10 protein-coding genes are annotated in these 14,334 nt (G+C 73.8%); 2 read left to right on the forward strand and 8 right to left on the reverse strand.

Going from position 1 to position 14,334, the window contains the following annotated elements:
* Positions 1-79: 79 nt before the first annotated feature.
* Positions 80-2,659, reverse strand: coding sequence for a protein translocase subunit SecD (secD, locus tag E2C05_RS20705; protein WP_133221559.1), 2,580 nt, complete (start codon positions 2,657-2,659; stop codon positions 80-82).
* 208 nt (positions 2,660-2,867) lie between these two features.
* Between secD and E2C05_RS20710 the strand changes: the two genes are divergently transcribed.
* On the forward strand, positions 2,868-3,131 hold the full coding sequence (locus E2C05_RS20710; protein WP_133221560.1) for a GlsB/YeaQ/YmgE family stress response membrane protein: 264 nt from the start codon (positions 2,868-2,870) through the stop codon (positions 3,129-3,131).
* 168 nt (positions 3,132-3,299) lie between these two features.
* Here the strand turns inward: E2C05_RS20710 and E2C05_RS20715 are convergent, their stop codons facing one another.
* Positions 3,300-3,530, reverse strand: coding sequence for a hypothetical protein (locus tag E2C05_RS20715; protein WP_133221561.1), 231 nt, complete (start codon positions 3,528-3,530; stop codon positions 3,300-3,302).
* Positions 3,531-4,374: 844 nt separating this feature from the next.
* Between E2C05_RS20715 and E2C05_RS20720 the strand changes: the two genes are divergently transcribed.
* On the forward strand, positions 4,375-5,322 hold the full coding sequence (locus E2C05_RS20720) for a Gfo/Idh/MocA family protein (RefSeq protein WP_133221562.1): 948 nt from the start codon (positions 4,375-4,377) through the stop codon (positions 5,320-5,322).
* A 67-nt stretch (positions 5,323-5,389) separates the two neighbouring features.
* Here E2C05_RS20720 and E2C05_RS20725 read toward each other — a convergent pair whose 3' ends face one another.
* From E2C05_RS20725 to E2C05_RS20745, 6 genes are all read right to left on the reverse strand, one after another.
* Positions 5,390-6,031 carry a glutathione S-transferase family protein gene (locus E2C05_RS20725; protein WP_133221563.1) on the reverse strand — a complete coding sequence of 214 codons (642 nt, stop codon included), beginning with the start codon at positions 6,029-6,031 and terminating at the stop codon, positions 5,390-5,392.
* Positions 6,032-6,278: 247 nt separating this feature from the next.
* The gene (lpxB, locus tag E2C05_RS20730) at positions 6,279-7,448 is read right to left on the reverse strand and encodes a lipid-A-disaccharide synthase (RefSeq protein WP_133221564.1); all 1,170 of its coding nucleotides are present in this window, start codon (positions 7,446-7,448) and stop codon (positions 6,279-6,281) included.
* A 196-nt stretch (positions 7,449-7,644) separates the two neighbouring features.
* A complete protein-coding gene (locus E2C05_RS34725; protein WP_240046807.1) occupies positions 7,645-8,523 on the reverse strand; it encodes a carbon-nitrogen hydrolase family protein in 879 nt (292 codons plus the stop codon).
* Positions 8,520-9,119 carry a GNAT family N-acetyltransferase gene (locus E2C05_RS34730; RefSeq protein ID WP_240046808.1) on the reverse strand — a complete coding sequence of 200 codons (600 nt, stop codon included), beginning with the start codon at positions 9,117-9,119 and terminating at the stop codon, positions 8,520-8,522. Before E2C05_RS34730 ends, E2C05_RS34725 begins: the two co-directional genes overlap by 4 nt.
* 180 nt (positions 9,120-9,299) lie before the next feature.
* On the reverse strand, positions 9,300-13,226 hold the full coding sequence (locus tag E2C05_RS20740; RefSeq protein ID WP_133221565.1) for an FG-GAP-like repeat-containing protein: 3,927 nt from the start codon (positions 13,224-13,226) through the stop codon (positions 9,300-9,302).
* 133 nt (positions 13,227-13,359) lie between these two features.
* On the reverse strand, positions 13,360-14,196 hold the full coding sequence (locus E2C05_RS20745) for an NADPH-dependent oxidoreductase (RefSeq protein ID WP_240046809.1): 837 nt from the start codon (positions 14,194-14,196) through the stop codon (positions 13,360-13,362).
* Positions 14,197-14,334 lie beyond the last annotated feature (138 nt).

The raw sequence follows: 14,334 nt of genomic DNA on the forward strand, positions 1-14,334 counted from the left end.
GCGCCGCCAGCGCCGCCGCCAGCACCGCCCGTCGCCGCAGGCCGCGGCCGGGCGCCTCGCGCCCCGTGGCGGGCATGGATCAGACGCCGACCGGGGCGCCCGCCTTGGCCGGCGCGGGCGGCGTCGGCTCGCCGCGGCGGAGCCGGTCCTTGCCGGTGAACAGCACGATGGGCGCCGCGATGAAGACCGAGGAGCTGGCGCTGACCACGATGCCGAACAGCATCACCCAGGCGAAGCCGGACAGCGTGTCGCCGCCGAACAGCGCCAGGGGAACGGCGGACAGCAGCAGCGTCATGGAGGTGCCGAGCGAGCGGTTCAGCGTCTCGTTGATGCTCTGGTCCACCAGCTGCCGCAGCGGCATCTGCTTGTATTTCCGCAGGTTCTCCCGCATCCGGTCGAACACCACCACCTTGTCGTTGGCCGAGAAGCCGATGACGGTGAGGATGGCGGCGACGGTGGTCAGGTTGAACTCCACGTCGAACAGCACCATGAACCCGACGGTCTTCGTCGTATCCAGGATCAGGGTGACGATCGCCGCGATGGCGAACTGCCATTCGAAGCGGAACCAGATGTAGACCAGCATCGCCAGCAGGCTGAGGCCGAGGGCGATCAGCCCGCCGAGGAACAGCTCGTCCGAGACGCGGTTGCCCACCGCCTCCACCCGCAGGATGCGGGTGCCCGGCGCCGCCTGTTCCAGCGCGGTGCGGACGGCATTCACCGCCTTCTGGGTCCCGGCCTCGTCGCCCTGCACCGGCAGGCGGACCAGCACCGTGTCCGGCGCGCCGAATTCCTGCACCCCGACATCGCCGAGGCCGAGGCCGCCGACCGTCCCGCGCAGCTGCGCCAGGTTGGCCGGGGCGGGCGTCCGCACCTCCATGGTGATGCCGCCCTTGAAGTCGATGCCCTTCTCCAGCCCCGGATAGAAGGCGCCGATGAGGGAGGCGGTGGAGAGGATGGCGGAGACGAGGAGGCCGATGCGCGCCCCCTTCATGAAGGGGATCTTGGTCACGTCCGGCACCAGCCGGAACAGCGGCCGCGCCAGCCAGCCGGCGACGCCGCGGCCATGGCCCAGCACCGGCAGCTCCTTCGGCCGCTTCGCCCGGTACCACCAGGAGACCATCAGGCGGACCAGGGTGGTCGCGGTCCACATCTGCACGATGGTGCCGATGGCGACGGTGACGGCGAAGCCCTTCACCGGCCCGCTGCCGAAGGCATAGAGGCAGGCCATGGCGATCAGGTTCGTCAGGTTCGAATCCATGATCGTGCCGGACGCCTTGGTGAAGCCGGCCTCCAGCGCGCTCAAGGCGGGCCGGCCGTTCTTCACCTCCTCCCGGATGCGCTCATTGATCAGGATGTTGGCGTCGAGCGCGGTGCCGAGGGTCAGCACGATGCCGGCGATGCCCGGCAGGGTCACCGTCGCCTCGAGCAGGGACAGCGCCGCCAGCATCAGCATGATGTTGACCAGCAGCGCCACATTGGCCAGCCAGCCGAACAGGCCATAGGCCAGGCCCATATAGAGGAAGACGAAGACGGCGCCGGCGGTCAGCGCCAGCACGCCGGCGCGGATCGCATCCGCCCCGAGCTCGGGCCCGACCGTCCGCTCCTCCACCACCGTCAAGGGCGCCGGCAGGGCGCCGGCGCGCAGCAGGACGGACAGCTCATTGGCCGATTTCGCGTTGAAATTGCCGCTGATCTGGCCGCGGCCGGCGGTGATCGGCTCGCGGATCACCGGGGCGGTGATCACCTGGTCGTCCAGCACGATGGCGAAGGGCCGGCCGGTATTGGCCCGCGTGACATCGGCGAAGCGGCGGGTGCCGATGGAATCGAAGGTGAAGTTCACCACCCATTCGCCGGTCCGCCCGTCCTGTCCGGCGCGGGCATCGGTCAGGTTGGCGCCGTCCACCTCCACCCGGCGGCGGACCGCGTAGCGCTCCGCCTGGCCGGCGCGGTTCTCGCCCGAGAGGAACATGACGCCGGGCGGTGGCGTGGCGGCGCTGGGGTTCGCGCCCTCATCCAGCAGATGGAAGGTCATGCGGGCGGTCTTGCCCAGAAGGTCCTTGATGCGGTTGGGATCCTCGACCCCCGGCAACTGCACCAGGATGCGGTTCTGGCCCTGCCGGGCGATCAGCGCCTCGGCCACGCCGGTCTCGTCGATGCGGCGGCGCACGATCTCGATGGACTGCTCGACCGCGCCGGTCGCCTTGGCGCGCAACCCAACCTCCGTCAGGGCGGCGGTCACCGTCCCATCGGGGGCGGTCGTCACCTCGATATCCGGGGTGGTGGCGCCCAGGCTGGTGGGGATCTGGTTCGCCAGCTCCCGCATCTGCGCCGCGGCGGCCTGGGCCTGGCCGGCATCCCGGACCCGGAAGCCGACGCGGCGGTTCGGCGCGTCGGCCGCCAGGTTCACATACCCGATATTCTGCTGCCGCAGCCGGGTGCGGGCGCCGTCGGCCAGGCTTTCCAGCCGTTCCCGCACCACCGCGTTCATGTCCACCTCCAGCAGCAGGTAGGACCCGCCGCGGAGATCGAGGCCGAGGGAGAACTGCCGCGCCCAGGACGGCAGCTGCGACTTCGGGAAGAAGTTCGGGACGCAGACGAGCGCCCCCAGCAGGATGACCGCCAGGATGGCGACGGTCTTCCAGCGCGCGAAGAACATCATGGCGCGGTACGGCCCATGGAACGGTCACCCCTCGGGGGCGCACCCCGGGCGGGGTCCACCAGTGCAGGCACGGGAAAATCGGCCGGGAATGTGACGACCGGGGAGGGGCGATGCAAGCCTGCCCGACCCCGGGCCGCCGGCTGGCCTGTTACGGCATGCAACCGCTTGCTCCGTCGCGCCTTATGGCCGCGCAACAGGAGGGACTGCCATGGGTATCATCGGGACCATCATCATCGGCTTCCTTGCGGGGCTGGTCGCCAAATTCCTGCATCCCGGCCGCGACCCGAGCGGCTTCATCATCACCACCCTTCTCGGCATCGTCGGCGCCGTGGTCGCAACCTATCTCGGACAGTCGGTCGGCTGGTACCGGGCCGGCGAGGGGGCCGGCTTCATCGGGGCCGTGGTCGGCGCCGTCATCGTGCTGGCAATCTACAACTTCATGACCCGACGCTCGCGCGCCGGCACCCTCTGAGGCTGGGCCGGGAGGGGGTTCACCGCCTCCCGGAAGTCCTCCCGGGTCATGCCGGTCCGCCAGCAGGCGGAGCGGCGTGATCCGGGCGGTGGGCAGGCGAGTGCCGCGCCAGCCGCAGCCCCGGCCGACCGGCCGGTATCCCGCCGCCACGACGCCTGGACGCCCGTCTCAGGGCCCAGCCGTGGCCGGGTCGGCGCCCCAGAGGCCGCCACCCGTCAGCCAGAAGTAGAAATCCTGCGGCTCGGACGGGGTGGCATTGCCGGCCTCGTCCTGATCCGGCGCGGCCGCGAGCGGATGCTCCGCGGCCCGGATCGCGTCCAGGCGCGCGCGGATGGCGGCGAAATCCTCGGCGATCGGCGTGCTCACGCGGGCAGGGTCCTGTTGCAGGGCGGGATCCATGCCCTAGCCGGTAAACCCTTCCCGATCCGTGACCGTGGCGCGCCCAATGCCGTCGCATGCGCGATTCGGCTCACGCGCGCCGGCAATCAGGCCGCGCCTTGCGGCGGCCCGGATCATCCAGCAGCGGTCCCGACCACCATGCGGCGCAGGGATGGGACGTGACGCCGGGATGACGCGCCGCCTCTCGCATTGGTCCTGGCGCCTCCGGCACCGCGGCTGCGGCGTCGGCGCCATCGGTCGCGGGGCCGCGCCGGCCCCACGCGACAGTCTGGTAAAGGCGATGGCCATTGGCATGCGGTCGCGTCCAGGCCCCGATAGCGGCGGCAGCGAGGCTCGTCATGCGCCGGGGGTCTTGCAGGCGTGCCGGCTCGGCATCCGGCCACGGCGGGACGGTCACGGCGAGCATTCGCGTCCCCGGGTCGTGGATGCGGAAGCCGATCCGCGCCGGCCTGCGACAGCCATGCCCTGGCGCACAGGCTAGCAGGACTGCCTGCCATCCATGACCACGTTGCGGTCGTCGCCATCCGTTCGCGCAGCCAATCCGGTCTGGTGGCGCGCGGCGCGCTCGCCGCCCGCCCGACGGGGCGGCGCCCGTTGGTCGTCAGCAGCGAGAGCGCTCGCCCGGCAGGCTCCCGCGCAATCACGACGCGGAAGCCGGCTGCGGCCATGGACGCGCCGGTGCCGGCCGGGCGCATGGCGCCGCGACGCAACCTCTCGCTCGCACCGCTTCGCAGGCGGCCGACTTTGGTCACCTCGAGAAAGCCGTCCGAGGCAGGCCGCCGATTCCATCGGGCCGTGATCTGCTCTAAGGGGCCGCGTCGCCCATGGATAGATGGAATACTTCATGGCTCTCAGGGTCGGCGTTCTCGGTACCGGGCATTTCGGGCGGTTCCACGCCCTGAAGCTGGCGGCCCGCGGCGTGCTCTCCGGCGTGCATGATGCCGATGCCGCGCGCGCCGCCACCGTGGCCGCCGAATGCGGCACCCAGGCGCGCGACGCCGCAGGCCTGATCGCCGCCAGCGACGCCGTCATCGTCACGGTGCCGACGGCCTTCCACCACGCCTTCGCGCTGCAGGCGATCGCCGCCGGCAAGCATTTGTTCGTCGAGAAGCCGCTGGCGGCTTCGGTCGCGCAGGCCGAGGCCATTCTGCGCGGTGCCCGCGATCGCGGCCTGGTGCTGCAGGTCGGGCATATCGAACGCTATTCGGCCGCCATCCGCACCCTGCGCGCCAGCGGCGCGGGGGAGGGCGCCCTGGCCTTCGAGGCGACCCGCGTCGCCCCCTTCCGCCCGCGCAGCCTTGATGTCTCGGTCGTGCTGGACCTCATGATCCATGACCTCGACCTGGTGCTGACGCTGGCGGATGCGCCGCTGGAGGAGGTGCGCGCGGTCGGCCGCCGGGTGATGTCGGACCACCCGGATTTCGCGGTGGCACAGCTTCGCTTCGGCAATGGCGCGGCCGCGACCGTGACCGCCAGCCGCGTCAGCGTGGCGCTCGACCGCCGCCTCCGCGTGCTGGGGCCGCAGGGCGAGACCCGGGTGGATTTCCTGGCCCGCAGCCTGGAGCGGCTGCGCCCCCTGCGCGGCGCAGGCGACGGCGCCGAGCCGGTGGCCAGCATGCCGGGCTGGGGGATCGACCGCAGCACCTGGACCGAGCATGACAGCCTCGAGGCCGAGCAGGCGGCCTTCCTGGCGAGCATCGAGCAGGGCACGCCGGTGGAGGCCAGCGGCGAGACCGGGCTGCGGGCCCTGGATGCGGCGCTGCGGGTCGAACGGGCGATCGCCGGCGGCTGAGGCGAAGCGCGGCGGCGCAGCCCGCAGGCGGATGCCGCAGCCGCCGGGGCGGCGCGGCATCCTGCGGTCAGGTGAGCAGCAGCGGCATCCCCGGATCGCCTTTCGCCATCGCCCGCTGGTAGCCCGGCCGTGCCGCGATCCGCTGCAGATAGGCCAGGATGCCGGCATAGGGCCCGAGGTCGAGCGGCGCGAAATAGCGCATCGTGGTCAGGGGGAAGCCCATCATGATGTCGGCCGCGGTGAAATCCTCGCCCGCCAGCCAGGGCACCGCGGCGACGCGCGCATCCAGCAGGCGCAACTGCCGGTCCAGGCGCTCCTCCATCATGGCGCGCATCGGATGCTCCGGCGGCAGCTGGAGCCGGCCGATCATCATGCGTCGGCCCATCGCCGGCTGCAGCGAGCCATTCGCGAAGTGCAGCCAGTAGAGGTAGTGCGGATAGTCCGCGTGGTCCGGCGGCAGCGCCAGCCTGCCGCCACCATGGCGGGCGATCACATAGTCCATGATGGCGCCGGACTCGGCCAGCAGCACCTCGCCATCGGTGATCACCGGCGCCGAGCCGATCGGGTGCAGCGCCCGCAGCTCGGGCGGCGACAGCATGTTGTCGGCGCGGCGCGTATAGGTCTGCAGCGTGTAGGGAATGCGCAGCTCCTCGCAGAGCCAGACGATCCGCTCGGACTGCGACTTGCCGAGATGGTGGACGGTGAGCATGCAGGGATCCTCCGCGGGAGACCGGTCTACAGGAGATCGCCGCGGGCCGGGAACGCCCGGATCCGTGATCCTGGCCGGCGCGGCACGGGGACTGTTGCGGCATGCGGCGGCACGGGGCCGCAGGACCCGATCCGGGCCATCGAGGGCGGCGCGGCGGCCGGCGCGCGACGCGGCGATCCGTCGCCCGGCCGGCTGGCCGGTCCCGCCACCAGGCGAGCCGCTCCGGGCCAGCGACCCGTGGGCGGCGTCACGCCGCTCCGCCCTGGCGCTGCAGTTCCGCCACCACCGCGGCCGCCGCAGCCTCGCTCGGCAGGCCCTCGGCCGGGCGAAGCTGCGCCAGCGTGCCGGCGAAGGCGCTGCGTTGCGCAGCGGCCGCGGCCGGGTCCTGCAGCAGCGGCAGCAGGGCCGCGGAGAGCGCCGCGGGCGTGCAATTTTCCTGCAGCCGCTCCGGCACCACCTCGCGCTCCGCCAGCAGGTTGACCAGCGAGGCATGCGGCACCTGGATCAGCCGCCGCACGATCGCCGCCGTCACCGGGTTCACCTTGTAGGCGACCACATGCGGCACGCCGGCGACGGCCATCTCCAGGCTCGATGTGCCGGATTTGATCAGCCCCGCCCCGCCGGGCTCCGCCGCCGCGGCGAAGGCATCGTGCTTCTCCGCCGGGGCGCGCACCAGGATGGGCCGCACCGGCCAGGATGCCGTGCCGGCGCGCACCGCCGCCTCCACCTGGCCGGCCAGCGGCACCACGGGCCGCAAGCCCGGCACCGCCGCCGCGGTCAGCCGCAGCGCCTCGCCGAAGACGTCCAGCAGGCGGTTCACCTCCGTCCGCCGGCTGCCGGGCATGACCAGCAGCACGCGGTCGGCCGGCGAGAGACCGTGCTGCGCCCGGAAGCGCGCCGCATCGCCCTGGTCCGCGCCGCCCTCCAGCACCGGATGGCCGACGAAGGTCACGGGAATGCCGGCGGCCTCGAAGAAGGGCGCCTCGAATGGCAGCAGCGCCAGGATGCGGTCCACCCGCCGGGCGATCTTGCGCACCCGGCCCGGCCGCCAGGCCCAGACCTGCGGCGCCACGTAATGCACCACCCGCGTGCCCTTCGGCCGCACCCGCCCGGCCAGGCGCAGGGTGAAGCTCGGCGCGTCGATGGTCACCAGCACCGCCGGGCGGCGCGCCAGGATGTCGGCCTCCGCCTGGTCCATGCGGGCCGCCAGGCGGCGCAGGTTCGGCAACACCTCCAGCAGGCCCATCAGCGACAGCTCGCGCATCGGGAACAGGCTCTCCAGGCCCTGCTCCGCCATGCGCTCCCCGCCGACGCCGGCGAATTGGACGCCCGGCAGGCGCCGCCGTAGCGCCGCCATCAGCCGGCCGCCCAGCAGGTCGCCGCTGGCCTCGCCGGCCAGGAGGTAGACGAGAGTCATGGCGCGCGATGCGGTGGCGCTGCCGCCGCACCCCCGCCGGGGACCGACCCTGTCCCCGGCCCCCTACGCGGGCCTGTCACCGCGGCGGAAAGCCCTAAGCCGGTTGCCCGCCGCAGCGATGACCCCTGGGTTCCAAGGGGCCTGTGGCCCTTGGCAGGGGGTGCAGGGGGACGGCGTCCCCCTGCAGGCCGCGCCGTCACGCGTACACCGCCCGGCCCGGCGCCGGCAGCGGCGCCCGTGGCCAGTCACGGTGGTTGCGCACGGCGCCGTCCTCCCGCACCGCCTCGATGCGCGCGGCGTCCAGCGTGGCGAAGCTCCAGCCGGGCGTGTCGGGCGCGCCGGCGGCGAGCACGCCGTCCTCGGGGAAGCCGCGGTCGACCGGGCCGCAGATCATCGCCTGGCCGCGATTCTCGTCCAGCGCCGCGGACCAGGGCGCGTCGCCGACGGTCGGCGCCAGGGCGACGAAGCACTGGTTCTCCATCGCCCGGGCCTGGCAGGCGAAGCGCACGCGGTTGAAGCCGTGCCGCGTGTCGGTGCAGGTCGGCACCAGCAGCAGCCATGCGCCGGCCTCCACCTGGGCGCGGACATGCTTGGGGAATTCGCTGTCGTAGCAGATGGAGATGCCGACCAGCCCCCAGGGCGTCGGGAAGACCTGCGGCGCCGCACCGGGGGAGACGCCCCAGCGCTCCGCCTCGAAGCGGGTCATCCGGTACTTGTCCTGGAAGGCCATGCGGCCATCCGGCGCGATGAGCGGCGCGCGGTTCACCACGCGCCCTTCCGCGCGCATCGGCAGGCTGCCCGGCTGCAGCCAGAGGCCGTGGCGCATGGCGGCCTGCCGCATCGCCTCCAGCACCCCCGGCGCGGCCTCCACCATGGCGCGCAGCTCCGCCGCCTCGTCCGCCACCTGGCCGGACAGCCCGCTGCCGAGCTCGACGCAGGCATATTCCGGCAGCAGCACCAGGTCGGCATGGCCGCGCGCCTCGGCCAGCCTCTGATCCAGCCGGGCGGCGAATTCCGCGACGCTGCGCGGCCGGCCCACCGCCCAGGCCAAGGCCCCGAGACGCAGCGGGGTCACAGCGGGTCCTTCAGCCAGAAGGCGAGGCTGTGCGGCGTCTCCCGGTCGTCGCCCACCTCCCGCCAGTCGAACACGCAGGACAGGTCGGGCCGATGGACGTAGCCGCGGTTCCGCCAGAAGCCGTCGAGCGGCCGGTAGCCGGCCGGCCGACGCGGGTCGTTCGGGTTGCGCACCACGGCGCAGAAGGCGGCGGCAGGCAGGCCGAGCGCCTTCGCATGCGCCTCCCGCGCCGCGAAGAAGCCGACGCCGGCGCCGCGGCCGCGATAGGCCGTCAGCAGCACGCTCTCGCCGAAATAGCAGAACCGCGCGGGGTCGAGGCCGCGGGCGCGAAAGGCGGCCGGGACGGGGCCGTGCGAGCGCGCCATGGGCTGGCAGGTCGCCATGCCGACCGGCGTCGTCCCGTCCAGCGCGACGACCACCGCGGCGCCCGGATCGGCGGCATAGGCGGCCAGGTAGCGTTCCTCGAAGCCCGGGTCGCCGGCATACAGATAGGGCCACTCCGCGAAGACCGCGACGCGCAGGTGGGACAGGGCCGGCAGGGCGGCGAGCAGCGCCTCGCCGGAAAGCGTCTCGAGCCGGAGGGGAGGGGCCGTCATGGTCCCGAGATAGGCGGCGCCGGCCGGCGGCGCAAACCGCGGACCGGCGGCGCGGACCATCGCCTGGGCGGGCACCCGGGCGCCTTCGCCTGCCCGCAGCCGGCATGGAGCCCCGGGTGCCGCCATTGCGGCGGCGGGCGCCGCCGCGCTGGCGGCCGTCGGGACCGGCGCCACCCGGGCTCAGCCGACCACCTGCCAGGCGGCACCCGGGTCGGCGAGGGCGGTGACCGCCAGCACCGTGGCACCCTGCATGGTCCAGAGCGCGAGGCCGCCGGCCGCGCCGCGGAACAGGATGTCGGCCCGGCCGTCGCCGGTGTGGTCGCCGATCGCCGCGACGCTCCAGTCCGGTCCCGGCGCGCCGACATAGAGCGAGGTCCGCGCCAGCCCTGGCTGCAGGTCCCACAGCACCAGCGCCCCGGTGCCGGCGCTGCGCAGCAGCAGGTCGGCGCGGCCGTCGCCGTCGAAGTCGCCGGTGCCGGCCAGCGCCCAGTCGGTCAGGCCGCCGGCGGTCTCGGCGCCCAGATCAACGGCGGCCAGCACGCTGGTGCCGTCCATCGCCCAGGCGACGAAGCCGCCGGTCGCGGCGTTGCGCCAGAGGATGTCGGCGCGCCCGTCGCCGCTGAGATCGGCGGCGGCGGCGAAGGACCAGGGCGCGCCCGGCCCGGCAATGCCGCCGCCGCCCACCACCGCCGTGCCGTTCATGGCGAAGACCGCGAGGTCGCCGGCGGTGTTCTGCCACAGGATGTCGGCGCGGCCGTCGCCGGTGAGGTCGGCCACCGCGCGGATGCTCCAGGCGAGGTCGAGTTGCGCGACGAAGCCGCCGCCGGTCACCTGCGCGCCGGCCATGGTCCAGAGCCAGACCGTGCCGTCGCCGTAGCGCCAGAGGAGGTCGGCCCGGCCGTCGAGGTCGAAGTCGCCGGTGCCCTGCACCGTCCAGCCAGGGTCGAGCAGCGTGCCGCCGCCGCCCGCCACCTGGCCGGCCTGCATCTGCCACTGCCAGACCCAGCCCTCGCTGGAGCGCCAGAGGATCTCGTCAATGCCGTCGCCGCCGAAATCCCGCCGCGGCGGGGTGCCCAGCGCGACATCGGCATCGAAGAAGCGGAGGATCTCGACGCCGCGCAGCGTGGTGGTCTGGCCGCCGCCCACGGCATCGAGCGTCCAGCCGCCATCCGGCAGGCGGGCCAGCACCGCGCCGGCCGCGCTGCGCAGCGCGAGGAACACGTCCCGCCCGGCGCCGCCCAGCACCAGGTCGCCCAGGCTGCCGGGGCTGCCGGCGGAGATCGTGTCGTTCCCGGCCCCGCCCGCCAGGGTGTCGCCGAGCCGGGTGCCGATGACGGAATCGTCGCCGCCGCCGCCATCCAGCGACAGGGCGGCGCCGTAATCCGCGGCGAACAGGGTGTCGTTGCCGGCGCCGCCGACCACCGCCTCGATCCCGTTCAGGTCGTCCTGGCTGCCGGCATCGGCGACCACGAGGCGGGTCGGCGAGCTGCCCGCGGTGGACAGCGTGATCCGCTGGCTGGCGCCGTTGCCGGCATAGGTCGCCGTGTCGAAGCCGGGGCCACCGAACACGAAATCCAGGCCGTCGCCGCTGCCGCCTTCGCCGCCGGGCTGCAGCGTATCGTCGCCCTCGCCGCCGACCAGCAGATCGAAGCGCGCGCCGCCGACCAGCGAATCATTGCCGTCGCCGCCATCCAGGCTGTCGAGCCCGCTGCCGCCGACGAGCGTATCCTTGCCGCCGCCGCCCGCGAGGTCGACGGCGAGGCCGGCGGCCGCGGCGAACAGGCTGTCGTCGCCGCCGCCGCCGGCCACCGCTTCCACACCCAGCAGGCGCGCGGTGGTGCCGAAGCCCGGCCCATGCTCCAGCAGCAAATCGCCCGGCGTGCCGGACAGCCGCGCGGTCACGCCCTGGCCGGGGCCGGAATCCCCGAAGCTGGCGGTGTCGTCGCCCGCGCCGCCATCCAGCGTGTCCTGGCCGGTGCCGATCAGCAGCAGGTCGTTGTTGTCGTTGCCCGCCAGCAGGTCCGCCGCCGCGCCGCCCGCCAGCGTATCGTTGCCGCTGCCGCCGGCGAGCGTGTCCCGGCCGCCGCTGCCGCGGAGCGAATCATTGCCGCCGCCGCCGGACAGGCCGAGGTCGTTCGGGTCGCCCGCGCTAGGGGCGGACGGGCCGGGCCGGACCAGGCCCGTGGCGTCCATCCGGTCGTTGCCGGCGCCGCCGGTGACGGTGGTGATGCCGTCCAGGATGTCGGTGCCGCCCAGCCCGTCCGCCACGATCAGGTAGGGGCCGGCGGCCGTCAGGCCGATGGCCTGGCCGAAGCCGTTATCGGCATAGCTCGCGGTGTCGAAGGCGCCGATCAGCACGTCGTCGCCCGTGCCGCCCACCAGCATGTCGGCGAAGATGCCGCCCTGCAGGATGTCGTCGCCGCCGCCGCCGATCAGGGTCTGCGATGCCTGGATCAGCCTGGCATCGACCAGGTCGTCGAACCGCCCGCCGATGATCACCTCGACATTCCGGATGACGTCGATGCCGCCCTGGCCATCGGGGCCGCTGAGCTGGATCGCGCCGCCGACCGGGGCGACGACGGCGAGCAGCCGCACCGGCTGGCCGCCGGTGACGCCGGCATAGCTGACCGTGTCGATGCCCGGGCCGCCATCCACTAGGTCATCGCCGGCGCCGGGCAGCAGCGAGTCGTCGCCCGCGCCGCCCCGTAGCGTGTCGTTGGCTGCCGCGCCGGCCAGCGTATCGGCGCCTTCGCCGCCCTGGAGCTCGATCGTGGGTCCGGTGGTGATCGCCAGCGAGTCGTTGCCGGCGCCGCCCAGCACGACCTCGATATCGGTCAGGGTGTCGATGCCGCCCTGGCCGTCATTCACCCGATAGAAGGCCGGCGACCCGGAAAAGCTCAGGCTGATCGGCTGTTCGGCGGTGTTGAAGACATAGCTGGCGACATCGCGGCCACCCTGGCCGCCGAGGCTGTCATTGCCGGCGCCCCCGATCAGCGTATCGTCGAACGTGCTTCCGAAGATGAAGTCGCCGCCGCCGCCGCCACGGATCTCGATCGCGGTCCCGAGGCCGCCAGCAGCGACGCTGTCGTTGCCGGCGCCAAGCTCCAGGATCTCGATGCCGAGCAGCGTGTCGCTGCCCCCCAGCCCGTCGGTGCCCCGCAGGATGCCGCCCAGGGAGCCGAGGTTGACGGGCTGGGACGCGGCATTGCCGGCATAGCTGACGAGGTCGATGCCGCCCTCGCCGTCCACCAGGTCGCTGCCGGCGCCGGGCGCGAGCGTGTCATTGCCCTCGCCGCCCGGCAGCGTGTCGGCCCCGCTGCCGCCCGTGATCGCGTCGTCGCCGCCATTGCCCTGCAGGACGAGACCGGCGGCGCTGTAGCCGGCGGCGTTCAGCGTGTCGTCGCCGGGGGTGGCCAGGATCGCCTCGATCCCGTCCAGCGCATCCTGGCCGCCCAGGCCGTCGTCGCCCCGCAGCGCGCCGCCGACGACAACCAGGCCGATCGGCTGGGCGGCGGCGTTGCCGCTGTAGTCCGCCGTGTCGGGACCGCTGCCGGCGCCGCCGGCCAGGCTGTCATCGCCGGCACCGCCGATCAGGGTATCGGCGCCGGCACCGCCGACCAGCGTGTCGTCGCCGCCGCTGCCCTCGAGCCTGAATGCGCCGGTCAGCCCGGCCAGCGCGATGCCGTCATTGCCGGCGCCGCCGCGGATCGCCTCGATGCCGAGGAGCGTGTCCGTGCCGCCCAGCCCGTCATCCACCGTGATCTGGCCGCCGATGACGGCGGCCAGGATCCGCCGCGTGTCGGCGTTGTCGAGATAGTCGGCCAGGTCGGTGCCGAGGCCGCCGTTGAGCAGGTCCTTCCCCGGCCCGCCGGTCAGCGTGTCGTTGCCGCCCTGGCCGAAGACCTCGTCGACGCCATCCCCGCCATCCAGCAGGTCGCCGCCATCGGCGGCATCGGCGCCGGCGCCCTGCACCGAGTTGCCGCCCCAGAGCGTGTCGTTGCCGCCGAGGCCGGACAGCGTGTCAGCGCCGCCGAAGCCCTGCGCCCTGTCGGCATCGGCGGTGCCCGAGAAGGTGTCGTTTCCGGGCGCCCCCGCGAAGGTCGCCATCGCTCAGTCATCCCCTGACCACCCGGCGCCCGGTCGGAGGCCGGCCCTGTTGCGACGATCGCAGCATGCCGTTGCCATGTCGAGCCGACCAGGGGACGGAGTGGCGCGGCCCCCCCCGCCGGGGGGGGCTTGCTCAGCGCAGCGGGAAGCCCATCGCCTGGAGCGCCGCCGCCAGCCGGTCCCGCCCGCGCAGCGCCCGCACCGTGCCGATCCGGGCGATGACCCGCTGGGTCCAGCTATCGGCGGCCATCTCGTTCCGCTGGGAGAAGGCCGACATCTCGGCGTCGTAGGCGGCGCGCGCCGTGGGCTCGGGCCCGGCGTCGTAGCGGCCGCGATGCAGCACCACGCCCTGCGGCAGGCGCGGCTTCACCTCGCCCTCCGCCCGCGGCTTCGGATAGCCGACGCACAGGCCGAAGACGCCCATGACACCCGGCGGCAGGCCCAGCACCTCCGCCACCTTCAGCGGGTCGTTGCGCAGGGCCCCGATATAGACCGTGGACAGGCCGAGGCTCTCCGCCGCCACCACCGCATTCTGCGCCGCCAGCGCCGCGTCGATCGCCGCGACCAGGAAGGTCTCGAGATAGGGCAGGCCCTCCAGCGGCTTGCCCTCGGCCTCGCCCAGCCTCTCGTTGCGGGAGACATCGGCGAGGAACACCATGAAGAGCGGACATTCCTGAATGTGCTTCTGGCCGCCGGCGACCTCCGCCATCACCGCCCGGGCCGCCGGGTCCTCGACCGTGACGACCGACCAGGTCTGCAGGTTGGAGGAGGTGGCGGCCGACTGCGCCGCCGCCACCAGCGTCTCCAGCGTGCCCGGCGGCAGCGGGTCCGGCCGGTAGCCGCGGACCGAGCGGTGGTCGAGCAGCGCCGCGATCATGGCGTTCCAGGGGCCGGCGGGCGGCACCGCCGCGCCGTAGCGGGCCGCCAGCGCCGCCGGCTGGGTGGGAAGCCGGCTGGTCATGCCGTCCATCTCGGGTGCTCCTGCCTCGTCTGCCGGAAGGCTAGCGGGAACGCTTCCGCTGGCAAGCGAGGGCCGACGCCGACCATGCCGCGCCCGGCGCGGCCCGGCCCCGCCGCCGCGACATGACCGGGCAGGCCGGCCGGCGCC

Source organism: Paracraurococcus ruber (assembly GCF_004353985.1).
GTDB classification, from domain to species: Bacteria; Pseudomonadota; Alphaproteobacteria; order Acetobacterales; family Acetobacteraceae; genus Paracraurococcus; species Paracraurococcus ruber.

What these genes read in the sequence shown, in the direction of transcription:
- secD (WP_133221559.1), bottom strand. Translation starts at nt 2,659, where the DNA reads ATGATGTTCTTCGCGCGCTGGAAGACCGTCGCCATCCTGGCGGTCATC.
- E2C05_RS20745 (WP_240046809.1), bottom strand. Translation starts at nt 14,196, where the DNA reads ATGGACGGCATGACCAGCCGGCTTCCCACCCAGCCGGCGGCGCTGGCG.
- E2C05_RS20725 (WP_133221563.1), bottom strand. Translation starts at nt 6,031, where the DNA reads ATGCTCACCGTCCACCATCTCGGCAAGTCGCAGTCCGAGCGGATCGTC.
- E2C05_RS20740 (WP_133221565.1), bottom strand. Translation starts at nt 13,226, where the DNA reads ATGGCGACCTTCGCGGGGGCGCCCGGAAACGACACCTTCTCGGGCACC.
- E2C05_RS34730 (WP_240046808.1), bottom strand. Translation starts at nt 9,119, where the DNA reads ATGACGGCCCCTCCCCTCCGGCTCGAGACGCTTTCCGGCGAGGCGCTG.
- E2C05_RS20720 (WP_133221562.1), top strand. Translation starts at nt 4,375, where the DNA reads ATGGCTCTCAGGGTCGGCGTTCTCGGTACCGGGCATTTCGGGCGGTTC.
- E2C05_RS20715 (WP_133221561.1), bottom strand. Translation starts at nt 3,530, where the DNA reads ATGGATCCCGCCCTGCAACAGGACCCTGCCCGCGTGAGCACGCCGATC.
- lpxB (WP_133221564.1), bottom strand. Translation starts at nt 7,448, where the DNA reads ATGACTCTCGTCTACCTCCTGGCCGGCGAGGCCAGCGGCGACCTGCTG.
- E2C05_RS20710 (WP_133221560.1), top strand. Translation starts at nt 2,868, where the DNA reads ATGGGTATCATCGGGACCATCATCATCGGCTTCCTTGCGGGGCTGGTC.